This is a genomic window from Galbibacter sp. BG1 (assembly GCF_013391805.1).
Taxonomy (GTDB): domain Bacteria; phylum Bacteroidota; class Bacteroidia; order Flavobacteriales; family Flavobacteriaceae; genus Galbibacter.
On record NZ_CP058364.1, the window covers coordinates 2,277,149 to 2,300,456 of the forward strand.

Genomic DNA, 23,308 nt, shown 5'->3' on the forward strand with positions numbered 1-23,308 from the left:
TGTTAGGCTTTTGGAGCGGGAGACGAGGTTCGAACTCGCGACATTCAGCTTGGAAGGCTGACGCTCTACCAACTGAGCTACTCCCGCATTTTTATTTGTGGAGGCAAATATAAAGAAACTACTAAATTCTTTCCAAGCAAATTCTAATTTTTTTCATTACAATTTTGCATTCCCACTCGAACAGTTTGGTTAATTGTGCTAACTTTATGGGGAATAAAAGAAAATAAACCATGAGTAACGATATAAAGCAGGAGTCGTCGGCAAGTAAAGGCCGATTTTATTTGGAAAAAGAAGGGAAAGCAGTTGCAGAGATGACTTATTCTGTAGCTGGGAGCCATAAAATAATTATAGATCATACCGAAGTGAACGATTCCTTAAGGGGACAGGGCATTGGTGAAAAATTATTGAAAACATTAATTGAATATGTCCGTTCAGAAGATATTAAAGTAATACCGTTATGTCCTTTCGCCAAAGCAAAGATTCAAGAAAATAAAGAATATCAAGATGTACTCGTTTAAATTAGTAAGTTTTGTATAAAGTAAGAGAAATAAGCGCCGAAGAAGCACACTCGGTTCGGCATCCGGTTTTAAGAAAAGGAAAACCTTTCGACTCGGCTATCTTTCCTGAAGATTCGTTAAAAGATACATTCCACGTGGGTGTTGTAATAGATGATGTAGTGGCAGGTACGGTAACCTTTATAAAAAACAGCAACGATAATTTCAAGGAAAAAGCGCAATATCAACTAAGGGGGATGGCAGTTTCAGAGGAATATCAGCGCAAGGGAATCGGCGAGGTAATGGTGAAAAAAGCGGAAACCTTGATGTTGGAAAGAGGGGGCAAGTTTATTTGGTTGAATGCCCGCGAAGTGGCGGTGTTGTTCTATGAAAAAATGGGGTACGAAAAATATGGGAAATCATTTCTCGTACCCGGTATTGGAAAACATTTTGTAATGATCAAAAAGATGCTTTAGTCCCGGCAACTCTAACTACTGACTTCTATCAGTTTTGGATAGGCGAAGCATAAGGGTCAAGATGCGAAATGAATAGCCTTCTACGAAAGGGAATATCCAATCTTTTTATCCCAATCGATACATCCGTGAAAAGGACCCGGCACCGGTTCGTACACTTGAACTTGCTCCCCTATAAACTCACTTTCTTTAAATGCCCAAACGGTGTTGGCCCTCACTTTAATTAAGAAATTGTAGATAAGGGCGTCGGCATCAAAATTATTTTGACGAATATTCGTAAGATATTTTTGTTGAATATCGGCAGGGGCATTTAAATAGGAGGCAAGTAAAGAGTCGCAGGACTTTTCAGAAAAATCATTATCCAATTTAACAACGGTTTCTTCGGCTCCTTTCTTTATGTTCTTTTTCTCTTCTTCAGTGAGGAGTTCTTTGAAACTTAGATCTATAAACATGGGAATGTTTAGGTCTTTTGCTCCAGGCAGATTATCTGTTTTCGGAAGGATAAGATCTGTAATTGTATTAACCATGGATGCTTGTGCTTCCGTAAAAAAACTGGGCTGCCAATCTAGATCGGGTTCATTTTTACAACTTTGAAGTATCGAAAAAAGTGTCGGAGTAGCGGCAACATACCCAAACGATAACCCTATGTTTTTAAGTGCTTTTCTTCTTTCCATTTTCTAGCTGATTTTTTTATAGTTTTTTGCTGCATGATTAGCGGCCCTAGCTGTAAATGCCATATAGGTTAACGACGGATTTTGACATGCTGCGGAAGCCATAAAGGCACCATCGGTAACATAAACGTTGGGTACCGCATGCAGTTGGTTGTTTTTGTTTACCACAGAAGTTTTTGGGTCTTTACCCATACGGGCGCCACCCATTTCGTGGATTCCGAGTCCAGGCCCACCTGGATCGTCGTAGGTGGTAACATCCTTAAAACCTGCATTTTCCAGCATTTCGGCAGCCTGCGTTACGATATCCTTTCTCATATTATATTCATTCTCTTTAAACTCTACTTCAAAGTCTAAAGTTGGGAGTCCCCAATCATCTAGTTTTTCGTAGTTCAAAGAAAACTTATTATCATCGTACGGAAGCATTTCACCAAAACCGGTCATACCAAAATGCCATCCACCGAGCTCCATGATGTTTTCCTTTAGATCTTTTCCGTAACTCATTTCTGCTACAGAGGTTGTCCAATCGCCACGGCCGGCACCGCCTTGATATCCATAACCTCGTATAAAATCTTTCGCGTTAGTGTCGCCTCCTAAATTTCTAAATCGTGGAATGTAAATTCCATTTGGCCTGCGGCCTTTATAGTATTTGTCTAAATATCCTTCCACACTGGCATTGGCCCCTAAACGGTAGTGATGATCCATGATATTGGTTCCCAACACTCCAGAGTCGTTCCCCATTCCGTTCGGGAATCTATTCGATTTAGATTGCATTAAAATAGAAGTTGATGCTATGGCAGAAGCACACAAGAAAATAATATTCGCAGAAAATTCGTGCTTTTCTTTGGTCTCCGCATCTATAATTTTTACACCAGTAGCTTTTTCCTTGCCCTCGTCATAGATAATTTCGTAGGCTATGGAATTAGGCCTAAGGGTCATGTTGCCGGTTCTGTCGGCTGCTGGAAGGGTAGATGCATTACTGCTATAATATCCTCCAAACGGGCAGCCACGGGAACATCTATTTCTAGATTGGCAAGTGCCCCTGCCTTCAAAACTTTTGTCTCCTGTAATGTGGGCAACTCGACCGATGGTTAACAAACGGTCGTCATAATTTTCAGAAATTTTTTGTTGCAAGTGTTCCTCCACACAATTTAAATCCATAGGGGGGAGGAATTTTCCATCGGGAAGTTGTTTAAGACCCAAGTTTTTTCCGCTTACACCAATATAAGACTCTACTTTATCATACCATGGTGCAATATCTTTATATCGAACTGGCCAATCCACCCCAATACCGTCTTTAAGGTTAGCCTCGAAATCTATATCACTCCATCTGTAACTTTGCCTTCCCCAGGTTAGCGATCTTCCACCAACTTGATAACCTCGAATCCAATCGAATCTCTTTATTTCGTTGTAAGGGTGCTTAAGGTCGTTTACAAAAAAATGTCTATTACTTTTGTCTGGTGCCCAACCAACACGGTGCTGTACATGCTGCTCTTCTTTTTCCTGTGGGGTAAGAGCGCCTTTAAGCTCATAATCCCATGGATCTTTATTCATGGTTGGGTAATCTTTTAAATGTTCTACCATTCTTCCTCTTTCCAATACCAGTGTCTTGAGTCCGTTTTCACAAAGTTCTTTAGCGGCCCATCCTCCACTAATACCGGTACCAATAACTATGGCATCATATTGTGGTGTATCTTTCATTAATTTTGAGATTTGTTTGTTAGTTTAGTGTCCATAAATATATAAATAAAATACTTATAGTTAATATAACCATAACTTAATTTAACTTTGGAATACCATTAAAACATTCAAATTGTATTTCTGGTTTTGATGGTTGTAGCTCTTGGTGCTTAAAATGATATCAGCTAACTTTCAGTAAATTAGTTATTTTAATCGGAGCCAATAAGTCGTTTTTGATAATTTGAAACTATTTTTTATTCATATTAAATTTTCCTTAAAATGAATATCGCTTTAATTTTAAATTAATAAAAAGAGAGCAAAAAGTTAAACTTTTGTTGCGATTTAATATTTTTTGACTATTTTTATTAAAAATTTTAACACTTCAATAGATTTTGAAACAGGGTAAAGAACATATCGTTTCTTATTGCAAGCCACTTACACTACAAGGTTTGCAGCCAATTTTTGATTGTTAAATCTACCCGTATTTCCCATTTTTTGATTTTTAACTGAAGTTTTTTAAAAGCTTTCAGTACCTCCCTTAAATTTTTAATGAATATTTTGTTGTAATATCATTTAATATGTATCGCACAAATTTAAATTACTCCACAGTTCCAAACCTTTTATGTAAGTCGCTTACCTTAAAAGGTCTTCAGCCAATTTTTGATTGTTAAATCAATCCTTTAAAATGTTCTCTTAGTGCTTTAATATTTTTAAAGCGCCTGGGCTACTATTGCCTTATACGTAAGTATTTCATCAAAATTTTAATCAAACTATCTAAAAAATGAAACTACCAAATTATTTAATTATTTGTTTGTTGATGTGTTTTGTGGCGACAGCTTCCTATTCGCAACGTGTAATCACGGGATCTGTTGTAGATCAAGACACTCAAGAGCCCTTATTGGGTGCCAATATAGTTGTGCCTAACTCTTCAACAGGGGTTGTGACGGATTTCGACGGAAATTTTTCCATCGATGTACCAGAGACCACAACTTCCTTGGAAGTATCTTATATAGGTTATGAATCTAAAACAGTTCAACTTTCTGATAAAGACACTTATCAAATTCAATTGAGTCAAGGAGAAGTTCTCGATGAGGTTGTCGTGGTAGGATACGGAACTCAATCTGAAAAAGATGTGAGTAGTAGTATTCAAACCATTAAAAATGAAGATGTGGCCAAAATTCCATCTTCCAGTTTTGAAAACACGATACAAGGGCAAACGCCTGGGGTAAACATTGCTTCTTCCTCGGCTACGCCCGGCGCCGCTGTAAATGTTAATATTCGCGGTGTTTCATCCATATCAGCTAGTAGCCAACCATTGTTTATTGTAGATGGCGTTCCTCTTGTATCAAGAAATAATTCAGCTTTAAACAGTAATATCCAACCTGCAAACCCAATAGCAGATATCAGTCCGAGTGATATTGAGTCCATTACCATTCTTAAAGATGCGGCAGCAGCTTCTATTTATGGTTCCAGAGGTGCAAATGGTGTTATTTTAATAAAAACTAAGCGAGGGGCTCAAGGAAAAACGTCTGTCGATATCGGGTACTATACTGGTTTTTCTACTATTAACAACGTGCCAGAAATGGCCAGTAGTACACAATTTAAGGAGTTCTTTAATACTGCGGCAGAGTTTGATGGTCTGGGTCCAGATTATTTCGATTTTATTGACACCTCAAATGGGGTAAATACAGATATCTACGACGAAATTTTTAGAACCGGTATTACACAGAATTTAGATGTAAGTGTAAGTGGAGGTTCAGAGAAAACCAAGTTTTATTTAAGTGGTAATTATTACGATCAAGAAGGAATACAAATAGGACAAGGGTTTAAAAGATTGAGTACTAGGGTGAACCTAGACCATAAAATTAGTGATAACCTACGTGTAGGAACCACTACCTTTATAAGTAGAGGGGATCATGAAAGAACTATTGGGGAAAATGATGAGTTTGGAGTAGTAACCAATGCCCAGGGTTGGGACCCGACAGCACCTATTTTTGATGAAGAAGGGAATTATACCGATCCTTTTGACTATAATACATTTTGGCCGTTGGAAAATCCAGTTTACATTGCCAAGGAATATATAAATACTTCCCGGAGCACAAGAATACAGAGTTCTAATTTTGTAGAATGGAATCTGATTCCAAACCTTAAGTTTAGATCGGCTTTTTCATTGGAATATTCCAATTTTGTAGAAGAGTCTTTTACCCCGGTAGGATCTCGAAAAGCACCAACGGGAGAAGCAATTTTTGCCACTTATGAGGAAACTACGTGGCAGTGGGAGAATACTTTAAATTATAATAAAATTTTTGGTGGGGTTCATGCCTTTGATTTAACGGCAGGTTGGACCCTACAGGAAACAAAAGCACAATTCTCCGATCAATCAGGTACAGGGTACGCTACCAATAATACAACGAGTATTTCTGCAGCGGGAACTATTAACACCAGTTCTACTGGTAAGAATCAGTTTGGTCTGCAATCGTTTTTTGGAAGAACAAATTACACTTACGATAATAGGTATATCTTCTCTTTTACCTTAAGAGCAGATGGTTCATCACGTTTTGGGGAAGACAATCAATACGGATATTTCCCATCGGGATCTGTAGCTTGGAGGTTAAACCAAGAAGATTTCTTTGATGTGGAAAGCATTTCCAATTTAAAGTTTAGAGCTAGTTACGGTATTACCGGTAACCAAGAAATAGGTTCGAATTGGGTGGGAACCTATTCTTTAAATGCAAATTACGACGGAACGCCGGGAACAGCTCCAAATCGATTGGAAAATAGCGACCTGGGTTGGGAGCAAACAAAACAGTTTAATGTTGGGGTGGATTTTGGGATGTTTAATCAACGTCTAAGCTTTACCGCAGATTATTTTAACAAGCAAACAGAGGATTTGTTATTAAGTGCCAATGTTTCTGGTTTAACTGGTTTTGGTTCGGTATTTAAAAATATCGGTGAAATTCAAAATACAGGATTGGAATTCAGTGTAAATGCAAACGTAATTCAAGGGGAGAAGTTCAATTGGAATACTGGTTTCAATATTTCTTTTTTGGATAATGAAATTAAAAGTTTGTTGAATGACGGGGAGATTATAGGAAGAAACCATATTTTAAAAGAAGGCGAAGCAGTAAGTACTTTGTTCTTGATAGAATATAACGGTGTTGATCCACAAACGGGAGACGCTCTTTTTACCGATGTAAACGGTGATGGAGAAATAGACTTTGATGATAGACAAATTGCGGGAAGTGCCCTACCGAGCTATTTCGGGGGTTGGACCAACAGTTTTTCTTATAAAGGGTTTAGTTTAACAGCCAATTTCCAATTCTCTGGTGGAAATAAAATATTTAACCAGAGTAGATTTGTATACGAAAATTTTGGATTTACAGACGCAGGCTTACCATACGGTCCGGTTAGCGAAAGGGTGTTCAATAATTACTGGAGGGAGCCAGGCCAAATTACAAACGTACCAAGACCTTCCACAGAAGAGGGACAATTGCAGCGTTTTAGTTCACAATTTCTAGAAGATGGAGATTACATCCGTTTGAAAACGTTACGTCTTGGGTATAACATCCCTCAGAATATTTTAGATAAGCTTGGCTTGAACAATTTATTGCTGTATGTACAGGGACAAAATGTGTTTACCATTACAGATTACTTAGGGTTCGATCCTGAAGTATCTACAAACACCTCAAGCCAAGGAGACCTTAACGTGTTGCAAGGAGAAGACTTTGGAACCGTAGGACAGGCAAGAACCATTACCATTGGTTTAAATACATCATTTTAATAATTATTGAAACGTATAAAGATGAAAAATATAAATATTTGGTTTTTAGCATTAATAGCATGCCTTGTGCTGTCGCTGCAAAGTTGTAGTGAAGTATTAGAGGTGAATTTAGACGATGAAGTGCCTTCTGAAGAGGCTATTACAGACGATATTTCATTAAGGTCGGCCGTTGTAGGATTGTACGATATTATGCAAAGCTCTACCTATTATGGAGGCGAATTTACGCTAGCTCACGCTTTAACGGGGGGAATTGGTGAAGCTACCGGTTTTAGGGAGCGCTTTGAGCAGTTGGCCGAAGCGAGAATACCAACTTCCAGTTTATATGTAGAGAGTGCCTGGATAGATGCTTATGCGCTTGTAAATTCCAGTAACTTAATTTTGAGTAAAGCCGAGGAATTACAAATCGATGATCCAGATGCCATTGGAGCGGCACATTTTTTAAGGGCACTTGGTTTATTCGACGTACTGAGACAGTTTGGGCAGTTTACCGATATGTCTTCGGAATTCGGCGTACCGGTCTATACCAATTATATCGGAGCGGAAGAGGCTTTAACTATTCCAAGGAGTTCTGTGTCAGAATCATACGCTCAAATTACCACTGACCTTTTGGAGGCAATTGATTTGTTGGATTATAGTAGCAACAAATTTTTCGCCAGTAGAGGTGCTGCTGAGGCACTACTGGCTCGTGTTTACCTTTACCAGGGGGAATATGCTTTGGCAGAGCAATATGCAGATGCAGTTATTAACAGTGGCGAGTACGAATTGAATGGTAATTACAATGATATTTATGATGTAAAAGCTTCGGAAGAATCTATTCTTGAACTCCAATTTTTGGATACTGATGGAAACGGACTTACTTCACTCTTGTCGCTTTCTACCCCAGAGATATCTGCGAACTATGAAGATTTTTATGTAAATATGTTGGATGATGATGATCCTCGAGGGGATTTATACTATGATAATGGTCGGATTGTTTTCGTAGACAAATATGGATCAGATCCAAATTTTGTTAGTGGCAACGCCATTCTTATAAAACTTTCTGAAATTTATTTAATAAAAGCAGAAGCGCAAGCAAGACAAAACCCAACTAACTTAACCCCAGCTATAGAAACCTTGAATGTGGTAAGAACGCGATCTTTGCCTGAGATGCCTATTACTGCTAGCGATGCACCAAATTACGATGCATTTGTAGATGCTCTTTTAGAAGAAAGAGCTAGGGAACTGGCTTTTGAAGGACACCGATGGTTCGACATTGTTCGCCTTGGAAGAGCAGAAGATATCCTCGGGATAGAATCTTTTAGGACAGTCTACCCGATCCCCCAATCGGAAGTGGCAATTTCTAAAGGTGTCATTGCACAAAACCCCGGGTATTAAATTGGCTGCCCAAACCTAAATCCCCAAAACTACAACCCCCAAACCTAACGTCAAGGAGTCTTTTTGTTCCATGTTCTAAAACGGCTCCTTGACTTTTAAAAAAATCGATCAGTTTTTAGGATGTCAGCACGTAGCGATAATCCTTTTTGAATTATAATAATTAGAATGAGTAGAAAACAAAAATTTTCATTGTGTATCCACGGTGGGGCCGGAGTAATAAGTCAGGATGAATTATCTGACAAAGAGAAAAATTTAATAGTAAACGACCTTAGGAAAAGCCTTGCTGCTGGAGAAAAAGTATTGGCCAATGGAGGAAGTGCCGTAGAAGCAGTATGCGCTGCAGTAGAGAGTTTAGAAAATAGTGAACATTTTAATGCCGGCAAAGGAGCTGTTTACGCCAGAGGCGGGAAGCATTTTTTAGAAGCTTCTGTAATGGAAGGAGCGAATTTACAAGCTGGCGCCGTTGCCAACAGCGAGCGTGTTAAAAACCCTGTTCTTTTTGCGAAGGAATTATTGGCGAATAAAGATGTAGTTATGATGTCTGGTACCAATGCCGATGCGTTAGCAGAAAAGCTGGGCTGCGAAATGGTAGATAACAACTACTTCGATAACGATTTTCGGAAAAAGCAATGGGAGCAGGCCAAAAAACTATCGGAAGATGCCATATTTTTAGATCATTCCAATCTTAAAATGGGAACCGTAGGAGCTGTTGCTATCGATATGGATGGAAATGTAGCCTCTGCGACTTCCACAGGAGGGATGACCAATAAATTAGATGGAAGGGTAGGCGATACAGCAATTATTGGTTGTGGAACTTATGCCAATAACAAAACCTGTGCGGTTTCCTGTACGGGGATAGGAGAATTTTTCATTCGTGCTACGGTAGCTTCTTTGGTTTCAAATTTAATGGAATTTGGTAAGCTTTCTTTGGAAGAGGCTTCCAGAATAGCCATTCACGAACATCAAGGTAAAATGGGAGGCGAAGGCGGACTCATAGCTGTGGGAAGTGATGGAAAGTTTACCATGCCCTATAATTCCGGTGGGATGTATCGTGGTTTTGTTACCAATGAGGAGAAAAAGGTGTTTATTTGGGATGAGGAAGAATTGTAAGTTTTAAACAATTCTTACGTGTTACCAATTAAAAAAGATGTTCTTAACAATTGCGTATAGATATACTATAAACTAAAACATATGAGAATATCCAAATATTTAAAAATGCTGGTATTATGTTTGGTTATTGTTAGCTGCGGAAGCAATAACGAAACCGAAAAAAATACACCGCAAAAAGCGGAAGTGATAAATTCGGCCAAAGGAAAACTCTTTATTATTGGCGGAGGAAAAAGACCTCCCGAATTAATAAAAAAACTTGTGGAAATTAGTAGTTTTAAAAAAGAGGATTACATAGCAATACTTCCAATGTCGAGCAGTGAGCCCGATTCTGCGGTGTATTACGCTTCCAAACAGTTTTTAGATCTAGGTATCTCCCATAAAAAGATAAAAGGTTTCAATTTTTCAAAAGATAGCCTACCACAACAATGGCTTGATTCTTTGGAAAAGGCAAAACTGATTTACATTTCAGGCGGGGATCAAACAAAATTTATGGAGATTGTTGCCAACACACCTATTGAAAATGCAATAAAATCGGCTTACAAAAATGGAAGTACCATTGCAGGTACAAGTGCAGGAGCAGCCGTTATGAGTGCAAAAATGATTACTGGAGACGAATTTAAGCACCCTGTCTACACGGGAGATTTTAGAACTATCGAAGCAGATAATATGGAATTGGTAGAAGGGTTGGGATTGGTTAAGAATGCCATTATCGATCAGCATTTTATCCAAAGAATGCGTATGAATAGATTACTGAGCGTAGCATTGGAAAATCCAAATGAAACTGCAATAGGCATCGATGAATCCACCGCTATAATTGTAGAGGGTGATTCCGCAACAGTGGCAGGAAAGTCTCAGGTAATTGTTCTTAAAAATAAGGCATCACAAATAATAAAGGAAAACGGACTTCTAGGTGGAGATTCCCTTCAAACGCAAGTTGTTTTGCCTGGTGGAAAGTTCAGTTTAATAAACAAATAGATAAACTATAATTCTATGCAGCTTAAAAAGTTTCCCGATACTATTACCATTATTCTCGTAATAAGTCTTTTTTTTATTGCGCTAACATGGATAATTCCGGCTGGTGAGTTTGATAAGGCCGTGGTAGATGGACGCGAAGTCATTGTGGCAGATTCCTACAAGCAAGTAGATCCAGCACCGCAGGGATTGGCTGCATTTTTAACAGCTCCTATTAAAGGATTTAATGCTGCATCTTTTGTAATTGCATTTGTTTTTTTGGTAGGTGGAGCTTTTTCGGTGCTCACTTACACAGGAGCCATCAATGCTGGGTTGTACCGTATAATTACCTTCGGAAAGAAATACCCAAGATATAAAATCATCATTTTGGGAGGAATTACAGCTTTATTTTCATTGGCAGGGGCAACTTTTGGAATGAGTGAAGAGGTTTTGGTGTTTATATTAATTACCATTCCTTTAGCAAAAGCTATGGGGTACGATGCGCTCTTGGGAACAGCAATTCCCGTGTTGGGAACTGGGGTTGGATTTGCAGGCGCAATTACCAATCCGTTTACCATAGGGATAGCTCAAAGTATCGCGCAGATTCCAATTTTTAGTGGTATTGAATACCGTCTAATTGTTTGGGTGATCTTAACTCTTATTGCTTGCTTGGCGGTAGTGCGCTATGCACGGAGATTGGATAAAAATGTTAAAAACAGTTTGCTTCACGATTTAGAGATAAAAGAAGAAACATACGAGGCGGGAGACTTTCCAGAATTGAATACCAAACGAAAACTAATATTGTTAACTTTTTTCTTGGCATTGGCCTTGCTAATCGTTGGAGTGGTTTATTTTGAATGGTATATCAATGAAATTGCAGGACTGTTTATTGGATTGGCTATACTTTCGGCCGTTATTTTTAAAATTCCTATTAACAAAGCAATCTCAGTCTTTATTGATGGCGCTAAGGAGATGATGACTGCCGCCCTTGTAATTGGGCTGGCCAAAGGATTGTTGGTTATAGCCCAAGACGGTAAAATTATCGATACCATTTTAAATGAAGTAGCCTTGGTGGCCGGAAATATGCCCAAATTTATATCGGCAGAATTGATGTTTATTTTTCAATGTTGCCTAAACTTTTTCATTCCTTCCGGTTCGGGTCAAGCCGCTCTAACAATGCCTATTATTGCCCCTTTAAGCGATCTTATTGGTGTGAGTAGGCAAGTGGCCGTTCTTGCTTTCCAAATGGGCGATGGGCTTACAAATATGATTGTACCCACAAGTGGGGTTACCATGGGAGCTTTGTCCATTGCAAAAATACCTTACAATAAATGGCTAAAGTGGATAGCCCCCGTATTCGTGATCTTATTTATAGTTGCCATGTTACTTATGTTACCGCCATTGTTATGGTTTAGTTGGTAATAATTATAAAAATTAATTTAAAACAATATGAAGATGAATAATTTACGAACGATGTTTTTAATGATAGGAATTTTGGCAATCTCTTGCTCATCTGGAGGTAATGATGAAACTCCGGTAGATCCAGAGCCAAATCCTTCTCCAGCTCCATTAAATTATACTTCTTATAAAGTGGGTGCAGAAACAGATGTAAAAACGGAACCATTGGGAGGAGTATGCCTTATGGGAGGTGCTACAGAAAATGATAGGGCCATGAAATGGTTTTTAGACCGTGCAAATGGCGGGGATGTTTTAGTGTTAAGGACTTCTGGTAGCGATGGATATAACAACTATTTGTATTCTGAGCTGGGAGCGGATATTAATTCCGTGGAAACTATAGTGTGTAAAAATGCAGATGCCAGTGCCGACACTTATATTCATGACAAAATAAATAAAGCGGAAGCTATTTGGTTTGCCGGCGGAGATCAATGGGATTATGTTTCTTTTTGGAGAGGTACCAAGGTTGCAGAACTCATCAATAAAGGGATTGCTGAAAGAAATATGGTTGTTGGTGGCACCAGTGCCGGGATGGCCATTCAAGGAGGTTTTTACTATTCCGCACAACGAGGTTCTGTTAAATCAGATGAAGCTCTTGAGGATCCTTATAACCAAGATATGACCATTGGAAGCGAAATGTTTATAGATAATAAATTTCTTGCAGACGTAATTACTGATACACATTACGATAACCCCGATAGAAAAGGCCGTCATGTAGCATTTCTCGCTCGTATCAACAAAGAGAGCGATCTAGTGGGGAAAGGAATTGCCTGTGATGAATATACATCGGTTTATATTGATGAAAAAGGGTTAGCGACCATATACGGTGGTGCGCCCGAGTACGACGACAATGCTTACTTCATTCAACCAAACCCAGAGATCTCAGGGAATACTCCAGAAGTCTGTAAAGAGGGTACACCTTTAGAATGGAATAAAGAAAAAATGGCATTAAAAGTCTACGCCGTAAAAGGAACCAATGACGGTGCCCACACTTTCGATCTAACCAATTGGGAAACTGCAAACGGTGGAGAATGGCAATATTGGTATGTAGAAAACGGGAAATTAAAGGATTAAGCTTCTTTTAGAACGGGTAAGCAATCAACAAAATGGAATAAGTCCCTGTTGGAAATCTTTCTAATGGGAGCTAACAAAAGAAAACTGATTTTTTCAGTTATAGATTTCTATACCAAGCATTTATTGACTTGAATAGGATTCTCTTTTATAATTTTTTATTAACCATTTAAATCTTAAATCATGAAGAATTTTTTAAAGATTACGCTTACCATGTTACTAATTTTTAATGTGTCTTGTTCCGTAGAGGAAAGTGAAGAAGTGGAGCCCAATGCGGTTCTTGCCAGAAAAGGCAGAAAGGGCTATACGTCTTCTAAGGTAGGTAGCAATACAGATGTTGTTACGTCGCCTACTGGAGGGGTTTGCTTAATGGGTGGAGCTTCAGAAGACGATAATGCCATGAAGTGGTTTTTAAACCGAGCAGACGGTGGCGACATTCTAGTATTAAGGGCTAGTGGAACCAACGGATACAACAATTACTTTTATTCCGATCTTGGCGTTACGGTAAATTCTGTGGAAACTATTATTTTCAGCAATAGTTCCGCAAGTACAGACCCATATGTAATAGACAGGATTAACAAAGCGGAGGCTATTTGGTTTGCTGGTGGAGACCAGTGGGATTACATCTCTTTTTGGCGTAATACCCCAGTTTCTACGGCTATTAACAATGGAATTAATAATAGAAATATTGTAGTGGGAGGCACCAGTGCAGGAATGGCCATCCAAGGAAAGTATTATTATACTGCGGAAAATGGTTCGGTTACTTCTAGCGAAGCACTCTACAATCCTTACGACAGTTATGTAACCATTGGAAGCGCACCTTTTATTGATAACGATTACCTCACGGATGTTATTACGGATACCCATTACGACAATCCAGATAGAAAAGGGAGACATGTTACCTTTTTGGCGAGAATTGTAAAAGACTATGGTATTAGGGCTAAAGGCATTGCTTGCGATGAATATACCGCCGTTTGTATTAATGGAAGCGGAATTGCCAAAATTTATGGTGGACATCCAAACTACGATGACAATGCCTACTTCATTCAACCCAATCCTGCAAACAGTAATTATGGTCCAGAGGTTTGTAACTCCAACAATTCGTTGGACTGGTACCGAAACAAACAAGCATTAAAAGTGTATGCTGTAAAAGGAACATCCGACGGATCGAAAACCTTCAATCTGAATAATTGGAGCAGTGGTAGTGGAGGCCAATGGGAATATTGGTATGTAGACCAAGGGGTTTTGGTAGATTAATTTACTTTTATAGGAAAATCATAATAAGGGTTGACAGCTTCGGTTTGTTGGCCCTTTTTATTTTAAGAATGTCATTAGTCTTTATATTGAGACCTGTAGGTCGATGGGGTCATTGCCTTAAGCTGTTTAAATTTCCTATTAAAATTGGTAATGTTTTGAAAGCCGCAAATCTCTGCAATTTCGGCAATGGATAATTCCGGATTTTTATACAATAGTTTACAAGCATTTTCGATTCTAATTTCTATTAGAAACTGAAAAAAGGTCTTGTTGGTTCTTTTTTTAAAGTACCTGCAAAAAGCATTTTTTGTCATGTTCGCTTTCTCAGCAATATCGTCTAAAGAAATCTGTTGGTTGTAACACTTCATGGCGTGTTCAAAAACTGCTCGCATACGTTTTCCTTCATCATCGGAATATTTTTTGCCATATACAAAAGACGAAAGTGGAATTTGTTCCGCAGCCATGATTTCATTCATTACTTTCAACAGGGTAGCTATTCTTTCAATTTTATTTCGGTGCTGAAGTTCTTTGAAGCTTTCAATAATGGCTTTGTTGCCTTTCGATATTTTCATTCCAAATTCAGCATTCCGAAAAAACGGTTTTAGCCCTTTCAAATCGGGGATCGAAAAAAAGTCTTCCCCAAAAGAATTCTCAGTAAAAAATAAGGTGTACATCACCGAAGGGTTGGTAGACTCAAGATCACTTTTAAAAACGTGTGGTACATTTCCGCCAATTACCAAAATATCGTTTGTTTGGTAAGAATTGATGGAGTCTCCTACGATTAATGTCCCACTTCCCTGAAGAATAAAGCTAATTTGTATCTCCTCGTGCTGGTGTAGTTGGTCGTAAAAAACCACCTCACGATCTTCTTGATATACCAAGGCTTCTTGTGCCGGCTTCGGAATTTTAAAAGGAAGTACTTTCAAAAGAGTTGAATTTTAGTTTCAAAAATACAGATTAATTATAGTTGAAACACGCTTATTACCTTTTGAAATTCAGCAGTAAAACAAACTTATAGCTCGAAGTTAAAACCTTTTTTGGTTAACTTTTCATAAATGGCGGGATCGAATTTGTAGAGCTTTGCGGCTCGATGCGATACATCCTGTTGCTTCTCTTTAAGATCTACCAAAAGTTTCATTTTGAGTATTTTTCTTCGGAAGTTGGGCTTGTCCAATTCAACATTTAGAATTTCCTGGTAGAGTTGCATAAGTTGCAAAAGCGTAAATTTTTCAGGAAGTAAATTGAAGCCTATAGGAGCTTGGCGAACCCTGTTTTTTAGATGTTCGAGACTGTAATTTAAAATTTCATCGTGGTCGTAAATAAGCTTTGGGATGTCACTTAGCTGATACCATTTCGCATCTGAGGCAGTAAAACCTGCTTTTACATCGTAATCATCTTTTTTAATCAAGGCATAGTAACCAATGGTTATAACCCTTCCCAGTGGAAAACGATTGGGATCTCCAAAAGCTTTTAACTGCTCCAAATAAAGATCGGATATTCCTGTTAGTTCACTCAAAATTCTGTTGGCTGCAAGATCGATGCTCTCATCTTCTTTAATCCATCCTCCGGGTAGCGCCCATTTTCCTTTGCTAATACCTTCGGCATGTTCTACTAAAAGAACTTCCAGTTTACCTTTCTCGAAACCAAAAATAACGCAGTCGATGGTAATAGCGTTCATTACCTTTTGTTCTGTGATCTTTCCAGACTCCCTATCGATGAATTTTTTAATCATTTAAAGCCTCACGTAAAATTTATGCATAGATACAAAATAATTTAAATATGCTTGTTTTTGCCTAATATGCTTCACTAATTTAAGGATTTATGTGTAAAATTTTGAAAATGATAAAATAATTAAGTAGTATTGTAGTCATATTTACTATAAGTTGTTTTATAGTCAAATATTTCAATTGAATTGTATGTGTTTTTTAGGAATAGATTTAGGGAGTTCGTCCATTAAACTTTCAGTTTTAGATGCTAAAACAGAGCGTTGTATAACTTCCATTACCGTCCCAGATTTCGAATTGGAGATGAAGGCTCCCGAACACGGTTGGGCAGAGCAGGATCCAGATATGTGGTGGCAATATGTGAAAGAAGGGATTGCCAAATTAAAAGAAGAAGAAGGGATTGCCATCCAAAACATTAAAGGGATTGGTATTGCCTATCAAATGCATGGTTTGGTGCTGGTAGACGAAAATTTAAATCCAGTGCGCTCTTCAATGATTTGGTGCGATAGCCGAGCTGCTGAGGTTGGCGAGGAAACTTATAAAAAAATGGGACCCCGGAAATGTCAAGAACTAATCCTGGGCAGTCCAGGTAACTTTACGGCTTCTAAATTAAAATGGGTAAAAGAAAATCAACCGGATATATTCGGGAAAGCTAAATATTTGATGCTTCCCGGAGATTACATAGCTGCGAGATTATCCAATGTTCCCCAAACGAGTACCTCTGGACTATCGGAAGCAGCGCTATGGAATTTTAAGGAAAACCGATTGGCCACCGAAGTATTGGAGGCTATGGGAATACCTGTTGAAATGGTACCCGAGGTGGTGAACAACTTTGGCAAACAAGCAAAAATAGATTCTACCATTGCCAAGGAATTAGGCCTTGCAGAAGATGTTTATGTTACATATCGCGCAGGAGATCAACCTAACAATGCGTTATCCCTTAATGCCCTAAGTCCCGGTGAAATAGCCGCCACTGCAGGGACATCGGCTGTGGTGTACGGGGTGAGCGAAACAGATGATTACGACCCCAATAACCGGATAAACACTTTTCTTCATGTAAATAATCAAGCAAATCAAAAAAGAAATGGGGTCATGGTTTGTATCAATGGTTCTGGAATCCTTTATCAATGGTTGCGAAAAATTCTTTCAGAAGATAAAGAGCAACTTTTAGATTACAATATCCTTAATTCTCTAGCTGCTGATAGTGAAATTGAGGCAAAAGGACTTCGGTTTTACCCATTTGGAAATGGTGTGGAGCGAATCTTTAACAACAAACCAGCGTTCTCTGGAGTGGAAGGCTTAAACTTCAATAGACATCAAAAAGAAGACTTGGTAAGAGCTGCCTGCGAAGGAATTGTATTTGCCCTAAACTACGGTTTCGAAATTATGCGGAATGTTGGGGTACATGGGAAAGTAGTGCGCGCGGGAAAAGCAAACCTCTTCTTAAACCCTGTTTTTAGGGAAATATTTGTAAATACCACCAACACTACCTTAGAGCTTTACAATACATCAGGAAGTGAAGGAGCCGCTCGTGGTGCTGCTTTTGGATACGGATATTTCTCCAAGCTATCGGATGCTTTTAAAGGTTTGGAGTGTCTGGAAAGTACCAAGCCAGATCCCGAATTGGTTAAAAAGTATGAAGAAGTATATAAAGATTGGAAAGAGGGCATTCGAGTAAAAGCCTAGAGCTCAAAAAAAAGATTATAAAAAATTAAAAATATATATAAAATGAAATCAACCTATTTTAAAAACATCGATAAAATACAATACGAGGGGAGGGAAAGCGATAACCCTTTAGCTTTTAAATGGTACGACGAGAATCGGGTAGTGGCAGGAAAAAGCTTAAAAGAACATTTACGTTTCGCTACGGCCTATTGGCATACTTTCAATAACAAAGGAGGGGATCCTTTTGGGGCTCCTACGGAAACATTCGCTTGGGATAAAAATAATGATCCTGTGGGTAGGGCCAAGGATAAAATGGATGCTGCTTTCGAGTTTATGAGTAAACTTGGAACGCCTTTTTATTGTTTTCACGATGTAGATGTGGTAGATGAAGCTCCCACGTTAAACGAGTTTGAAAATCGAATCCAGGAAATGGTTTCTTATGCCAAGGAAAAGCAAAAAGAAAGCGGGATAAAGCTTTTATGGGGAACTTCGAATTTATTCAGCAATCCGCGTTATATGAATGGTGCAGCTACCAATCCTAATTTCGATGTGGTAGCTTATGCCGGTGCACAGGTAAAAATGGCCATCGATGCGACCATAGCATTAGGTGGAGAAAACTATGTGTTCTGGGGAGGTAGAGAAGGCTATATGAGTTTATTGAATACCGACATGGGCAGGGAATTGGATCACTTGGCCAATTTTCTAACGATTTGTAGGGATTATGCTAGAAAACAAGGTTTTAAAGGAAACTTTTTAATAGAACCCAAACCTATGGAACCTACAAAACATCAATACGATTTTGATGCGGCAACATCGCTTGGGTTTATTAATAAATATGGTTTGCAGGACGATTTTAAACTGAATATAGAAGTAAACCACGCTACATTGGCGGGGCATACGTTTGAACATGAACTGCAAGTAGCTGCCGATAATGGTATGTTGGGAAGTATCGATGCCAATAGAGGGGATTACCAGAACGGATGGGATACCGACCAATTTCCGGTTAACATTCAAGAAATTACCGAAGCCATGCTCATCATTCTGGAAGCTGGTGGCTTACAAGGCGGTGGAATAAATTTTGACGCAAAGGTTCGAAGAAATTCTACCGATTTAGAAGATAAATTTATTGCACATATCTCTGGAATGGATGCTTTTGCGCGCGGACTTATTTGTGCCGATCACGTATTGCAAAACACAGATTTTAAAAAGTTAAGAAAACAACGCTACGAAAGCTTTGATAGCGGTAACGGTGCAAAGTTTGAAAATAAGCAATTGAGCTTGGAAGAACTTAGCAACATCGGGAAAGCAAACGGTGAACCAAAGCAAATAAGTGGAAAACAAGAACTTTATGAGCAGCTTATAGCCAATGCTATCTAAAAAATTGGTTTTTATTTTTTGATTTTAAATTTTGAAGGGATGTCCAATGAATATCATACGTAATATTTTTGGGCATCCTTTTTTAATAGCTTCTTTTTATATTAAATAAAAATAGTGGGCCATTTTATAAAAAGAAAAGAATGGAGCCCTTTATAAACCTAAATACAACTGGGCTTTTTCTTTGTTAAAGTCAGATTTCCTAAAAGGATGTGCTTCTGTACTAAAAACATATTCATCAATATTTAAAGGGGCATCTTCATTGAATATTAAATAGAAGTACTTCATGGTTTCGGCTATAAAAAAAGTCTCCATTTGATCATCTTTTTCCATAGTCCTAACATCCTTAATGTGTGCGTAAGCTATATCGGTGCGGCAATACTTCTGAAGGTTATTAAAGAATGCTGCAGCGTAATTATAATATTTTTCGTCCTTTGTTTTGGAGTATAGGTAAAATGCCGATTCTATAATCTCCGGATTTAATTGATAGTAACCGTTGGTAATGGAATCCTTCTTGAAATTATAGCCCCACATTGGAAAAACATATTTATCGGTTAAACTTTTCCAAGCATTAAAATTCAATTTTGCCTTTTCCACATCCCCCGATAAAACTTGTAAAGCCGGAAAGTAGGCATCCCATAAAGTGATGTCATATCCATTTAATTCCCCGGTTTTCATATCTGCCTTGGCATACCATAGTTTTTGTCCCTCCTGTACCGGCAAATAAGTATTGATGGCACTAATATTTTTATCCCAAATAGCCTTCAATTCATCATCCCCAAAAAGCAGCCATGATTTATATAAATACTCGAAATACGAATCGGCATAAGCGCCAACCATACTTTGTGTTTGAACCCATTCGCCTGTGTTTACGTTAATGTCCCGCCCAAACAATCCCAAGTTACTTTTTAGTTCGTTTAGTTTTAAAATCGCTTTTTTAGCTGTTTGATAATAAATCGGGTTTTTGGAGTAATAGCTTAAAATTCCAAATTCAAAAGCATAAGAGGCAGCTTCTGCCAGGTTTACTACTTCCCCTTTAGTTTTTCCGGTTTTTAAATTAACATAATAGTAAGGCAAACTTGTTGGGGAGTCGAAAGCTTTGAGCAATCGGTTTCCAAAATCTTCAGCTTTATTTAAAATTTCAGGATTTCCTGTGTAACTATACATGCATAAAAGCCCTCCGAGTATACGAATGTTTACCTCGAATACTTTCACATCGATATTTTTATCGAAAAGCAGGCTGTCCTGCACAAATTTCTCGATGCGTTCCGCTTTGGCATCAAACCCCATTAACTTTAAAGTGCTGTAGCCATCAATAGGGGCCATGAAAATAGAATTTTCATACCAGTTTCCCGAAGAACCCGAAAGCGGGAGTAGATTGTCGTTGGGCCAAGCATATTTTTCATAGGCTTCCCAGGTTCGTAAAGTTTCATCTTTTACTTTATCTGATATATTTTCTTCAGAACAGCCATAAAAAATAAGTGTAAGGCCAAAGAGAAGTAACAGTCGGTTCATAATTTTAAGTTGGTTTGGTGCTTTAAATATAAGGAAAAGATCTGAGGATGACTGAAGCAAGAATTACCTAGATTTAAGATAAAATGTTTTCTTATGCGGAATTATTAGGGAGCTCCACAGAAATTCGTGATTCCAATTAGTATTTTTTCAATTATAGCTTATTAATAATGCTTTGCTCAAGTTTTATGGATTAAAAAACTCCCAAGTACTTAGTTGAAGTAAAGACTTGGGAGCGAAATTATTTTAAAAAATAAATGCGTTTTATAAACTCAATTTACTGGCGGCAGCTTTATCTACCATCCAAGTAACATTTCCTTTACTTAAATCGATAAGTTGGGTTGGGTATAAATCACTGTTGCGAGCGCCTTCGATTACTTCGTAGAGCGCCTTCGATTTTTTCTCGCCAAAAACCAGAAATACAATTTGCTTGGCATTGTTAATTAACGGGGCGGTAAGTGTAATTCGATACATTTCCTGGGGCGCCAAATAATAGGCTGCCACCTTTTTTTCTTTCTCCTGAAGGATGATTTGCTCATTTGGGAAAAGGGAAGCGGTGTGTCCGTCGTCTCCCATTCCAAGCAAGATAAGGTCGAAGCGATCCCCCAATTCTAAATGATCCTCTAGAATGGCTTCGTATTCTTTGGCGTATGCTTCCGGTTCCATATCTTTTTTCCACATAGGGAAAATATTTTTCTTCGGAATAGGAACATGATTTAAGAAGTCATTAAAAGCAGCCCCTGCATTGCTCTTTTCATTTTCTATGGGAACCCAACGCTCATCTCCCCAAAACACATAAACCTTAGCCCAATCAATTTGGTTTTTATAAGCTTCGGAAGCTAAAAGTGTGTACAGTCCTGCCGGGGAGGATCCTCCGGTAAGCGCCACGGTAAATTTACCATTGGCTTTGATGGCGTTATTTGCTTTTTCTACAAAAAGATCTGCAGTTTGTTTATTTAATGTTTCTATATTATCAAAAACTTGTATCATTATTGCTCATTTTTTTGAGAATTCATCTTCAACTGTAAACAGTGTTTCTTCGAGTGCCCACTGAAGTATCTCAAGCAGCTACGTGATAATCATTCTCATTATTTATTTTCGTTTGTATGTTTGTTTACCGCCCAAACATGTCCTTGTCTGGCAATTAGAGCTTCTGCAGTCTCTGGTCCCCAACTTCCAGCGGGATAATCTGGAAAGTCTAAAGAATCCCTATTTTCCCAAGCTTCCTGAATTACCGAAATAACGTCCCAAGCCTCTTCAATTTGGTCGGAGCGCATAAATAAAGTTGTATCTCCCACCATGGCATCCAGTAACAACGTTTCGTAAGCCTCTGGGGTTTGTTTGGAACCGGTATCGTAATCGAAGATCATTTCAGACGGATTCAAATTCATTTCCAATCCCGTACGCTTGGTCATAAATCGCAAGCGGATGTCCATCTGTGGTTGAATATTTATGGTAAGTCGGTTTGGCTTTATGCTATCTACCTGTGTTGCTGGAAAGGAAGCGTGTGGCACTGGTTTAAACTGAATTGTGATGGAGGATGTTTTTTCCTGCATACGTTTTCCTGTTCTTAAGTAAAACGGCACATTTTGCCATCTCCAGTTATCGAGGTAAAATTTAATGGCCGCGTAGGTTTCGGTATTCGACTTTTTATCCACGCCATCTTCCTCACGATATCCCGGAACTTTTTCCCCCTTGATCCAACCTTCGGCATATTGCCCGCGAACGGCATAATGATGCACTTCTTCTGGTTTTATTCTTCGGATGGCTTTAAGGGCATCGTATTTTCTACTTCGTATTTCTTCGGCATCAAAAGAAGCTGGAGGCTCCATGGCCACCATACACAAAATTTGAAGCAGATGATTTTGAATCATATCCCGAAGTGCTCCTGCACCTTCATAGTAGCCTCCTCGATCTTCCACCCCCACTTCTTCAGCAACCGTAATTTGTACCGAATCGATATAATTTCGGTTCCAAAGGGGCTCAAAAAGGGTGTTTGCAAAACGAAATGCTAAAATATTCTGTACGGTTTCCTTTCCGAGGTAATGATCGATCCTAAATATTTGTTCTTCATCAAAAGTATTGGTAAGCATTTGGTTGAGCTCTACTGCCGAAGCTTTATCGTATCCAAAAGGCTTTTCCACAATAATTCTATCTTTGGCCTTATCGCATGCCAGTCCAGAATTTTTAATGTTTGATGTTGAGGTTTCTATAAAACGTGGTGAAACCGATAGGTAAAACAATCTATTGGCTCTAACGCCCCAAGAATCATCGGCGCTTTCTACTTTAGAAAGTAGTTCTTTATAAGAACTTTCGTCATTGATGTTGGAAGTAAAATAATGCAGCGATTCCTTAAATTTATTCCATTGCGCATCTTCGGGTTTTCCACTTCTGGAAAAATCAGTAAGACCTTCGTGTAGATTTTCTCGGTATTCTTCGTCTGTAAGTTCGGTTCTTCCGAGTCCATAAATGGCAAACTTATCTGGCATCCAATTTTCTATAAATAAGTTATAGAAAGCTGGGATAAGTTTTCTTTTTGCCAAATCTCCGGTGCCTCCAAATATTACAATTACCGTAGGGGTTGCCTTTTTATTTGTTTTCATGTGTTTTTATCTATCGTTTTAGAGGTCACATAGAACATCCATCCTGTAAATTGACTTTTCTTAAAAGATAAATCATTAGATGTTTCCATTTTTAAATTTGTATTGAAAAGAGGTTTGAA

At 38.5% G+C, this 23,308-nt stretch carries 18 protein-coding genes and 1 tRNA gene; 11 read left to right on the forward strand and 8 right to left on the reverse strand.

What is annotated here, in order from left to right; all coding sequences use genetic code 11:
- Positions 1 to 11: 11 nt before the first annotated feature.
- A tRNA-Gly gene (locus HX109_RS10065) sits at positions 12 to 87 on the reverse strand.
- A gap of 143 nt (positions 88 to 230) precedes the next feature.
- Between HX109_RS10065 and HX109_RS10070 the strand changes: the two genes are divergently transcribed.
- Positions 231 to 518 carry a GNAT family N-acetyltransferase gene (locus tag HX109_RS10070; RefSeq protein ID WP_178951602.1) on the forward strand — a complete coding sequence of 96 codons (288 nt, stop codon included), beginning with the start codon at positions 231 to 233 and terminating at the stop codon, positions 516 to 518.
- Between the two features lie 11 nt (positions 519 to 529).
- Positions 530 to 970: a GNAT family N-acetyltransferase gene (locus HX109_RS10075; RefSeq protein ID WP_178951604.1), complete on the forward strand. Its 441-nt coding sequence runs from the start codon at positions 530 to 532 to the stop codon at positions 968 to 970.
- An 80-nt stretch (positions 971 to 1,050) separates the two neighbouring features.
- Here HX109_RS10075 and HX109_RS10080 read toward each other — a convergent pair whose 3' ends face one another.
- Together HX109_RS10080 and HX109_RS10085 are read right to left on the reverse strand one after the other, a co-directional pair.
- Entirely contained in the window at positions 1,051 to 1,641 is a 591-nt protein-coding gene (locus HX109_RS10080) for a gluconate 2-dehydrogenase subunit 3 family protein (RefSeq protein ID WP_178951606.1), read from the reverse strand.
- 3 nt (positions 1,642 to 1,644) lie between these two features.
- On the reverse strand, positions 1,645 to 3,336 hold the full coding sequence (locus HX109_RS10085) for a GMC oxidoreductase (protein WP_178951607.1): 1,692 nt from the start codon (positions 3,334 to 3,336) through the stop codon (positions 1,645 to 1,647).
- Positions 3,337 to 4,096: 760 nt separating this feature from the next.
- Between HX109_RS10085 and HX109_RS10090 the strand changes: the two genes are divergently transcribed.
- From HX109_RS10090 to HX109_RS10120, 7 genes are all read left to right on the forward strand, one after another.
- Positions 4,097 to 7,096, forward strand: a complete 3,000-nt coding sequence (locus HX109_RS10090) for a SusC/RagA family TonB-linked outer membrane protein (protein ID WP_178951609.1) — start codon at positions 4,097 to 4,099, stop codon at positions 7,094 to 7,096.
- Positions 7,097 to 7,117: 21 nt separating this feature from the next.
- The gene (locus HX109_RS10095) at positions 7,118 to 8,470 is read left to right on the forward strand and encodes a RagB/SusD family nutrient uptake outer membrane protein (protein WP_178951611.1); all 1,353 of its coding nucleotides are present in this window, start codon (positions 7,118 to 7,120) and stop codon (positions 8,468 to 8,470) included.
- 165 nt (positions 8,471 to 8,635) lie between these two features.
- Positions 8,636 to 9,580 carry an isoaspartyl peptidase/L-asparaginase family protein gene (locus HX109_RS10100; RefSeq protein WP_178951612.1) on the forward strand — a complete coding sequence of 315 codons (945 nt, stop codon included), beginning with the start codon at positions 8,636 to 8,638 and terminating at the stop codon, positions 9,578 to 9,580.
- An 81-nt stretch (positions 9,581 to 9,661) separates the two neighbouring features.
- On the forward strand, positions 9,662 to 10,555 hold the full coding sequence (locus tag HX109_RS10105) for a cyanophycinase (protein ID WP_255462667.1): 894 nt from the start codon (positions 9,662 to 9,664) through the stop codon (positions 10,553 to 10,555).
- Positions 10,556 to 10,570: 15 nt separating this feature from the next.
- Positions 10,571 to 11,953: a YfcC family protein gene (locus HX109_RS10110; RefSeq protein ID WP_178951614.1), complete on the forward strand. Its 1,383-nt coding sequence runs from the start codon at positions 10,571 to 10,573 to the stop codon at positions 11,951 to 11,953.
- Positions 11,954 to 11,986: 33 nt separating this feature from the next.
- Positions 11,987 to 13,060, forward strand: coding sequence for a cyanophycinase (locus tag HX109_RS10115; RefSeq protein ID WP_255462668.1), 1,074 nt, complete (start codon positions 11,987 to 11,989; stop codon positions 13,058 to 13,060).
- Between the two features lie 180 nt (positions 13,061 to 13,240).
- On the forward strand, positions 13,241 to 14,314 hold the full coding sequence (locus HX109_RS10120; protein WP_255462669.1) for a cyanophycinase: 1,074 nt from the start codon (positions 13,241 to 13,243) through the stop codon (positions 14,312 to 14,314).
- A gap of 74 nt (positions 14,315 to 14,388) precedes the next feature.
- On the opposite strand, the gene HX109_RS10125 is transcribed toward HX109_RS10120, so the two are convergent.
- Both HX109_RS10125 and HX109_RS10130 read right to left on the reverse strand, forming a co-directional pair.
- Positions 14,389 to 15,237 (reverse strand): AraC family transcriptional regulator, encoded by an 849-nt coding sequence (locus HX109_RS10125; protein ID WP_178951616.1) that lies wholly within the window; start codon positions 15,235 to 15,237, stop codon positions 14,389 to 14,391.
- An 86-nt stretch (positions 15,238 to 15,323) separates the two neighbouring features.
- Positions 15,324 to 16,043 (reverse strand): NUDIX hydrolase, encoded by a 720-nt coding sequence (locus HX109_RS10130; protein ID WP_178951618.1) that lies wholly within the window; start codon positions 16,041 to 16,043, stop codon positions 15,324 to 15,326.
- A gap of 184 nt (positions 16,044 to 16,227) precedes the next feature.
- Between HX109_RS10130 and HX109_RS10135 the strand changes: the two genes are divergently transcribed.
- Both HX109_RS10135 and xylA read left to right on the forward strand, forming a co-directional pair.
- The gene (locus HX109_RS10135; RefSeq protein ID WP_178951619.1) at positions 16,228 to 17,721 is read left to right on the forward strand and encodes a xylulokinase; all 1,494 of its coding nucleotides are present in this window, start codon (positions 16,228 to 16,230) and stop codon (positions 17,719 to 17,721) included.
- 42 nt (positions 17,722 to 17,763) lie between these two features.
- Entirely contained in the window at positions 17,764 to 19,077 is a 1,314-nt protein-coding gene (gene xylA, locus HX109_RS10140) for a xylose isomerase (protein WP_178951621.1), read from the forward strand.
- 150 nt (positions 19,078 to 19,227) lie between these two features.
- Here xylA and HX109_RS10145 read toward each other — a convergent pair whose 3' ends face one another.
- From HX109_RS10145 to zwf, 3 genes are all read right to left on the reverse strand, one after another.
- Positions 19,228 to 20,589: a glycoside hydrolase family 47 protein gene (locus HX109_RS10145; protein ID WP_178951623.1), complete on the reverse strand. Its 1,362-nt coding sequence runs from the start codon at positions 20,587 to 20,589 to the stop codon at positions 19,228 to 19,230.
- Between the two features lie 261 nt (positions 20,590 to 20,850).
- Complete coding sequence (gene pgl / locus HX109_RS10150; protein ID WP_178951625.1) at positions 20,851 to 21,576, reverse strand: 6-phosphogluconolactonase; 726 nt, start codon at positions 21,574 to 21,576, stop codon at positions 20,851 to 20,853.
- A gap of 98 nt (positions 21,577 to 21,674) precedes the next feature.
- The gene (zwf, locus tag HX109_RS10155; RefSeq protein WP_178951627.1) at positions 21,675 to 23,189 is read right to left on the reverse strand and encodes a glucose-6-phosphate dehydrogenase; all 1,515 of its coding nucleotides are present in this window, start codon (positions 23,187 to 23,189) and stop codon (positions 21,675 to 21,677) included.
- Positions 23,190 to 23,308: the final 119 nt, after the last annotated feature.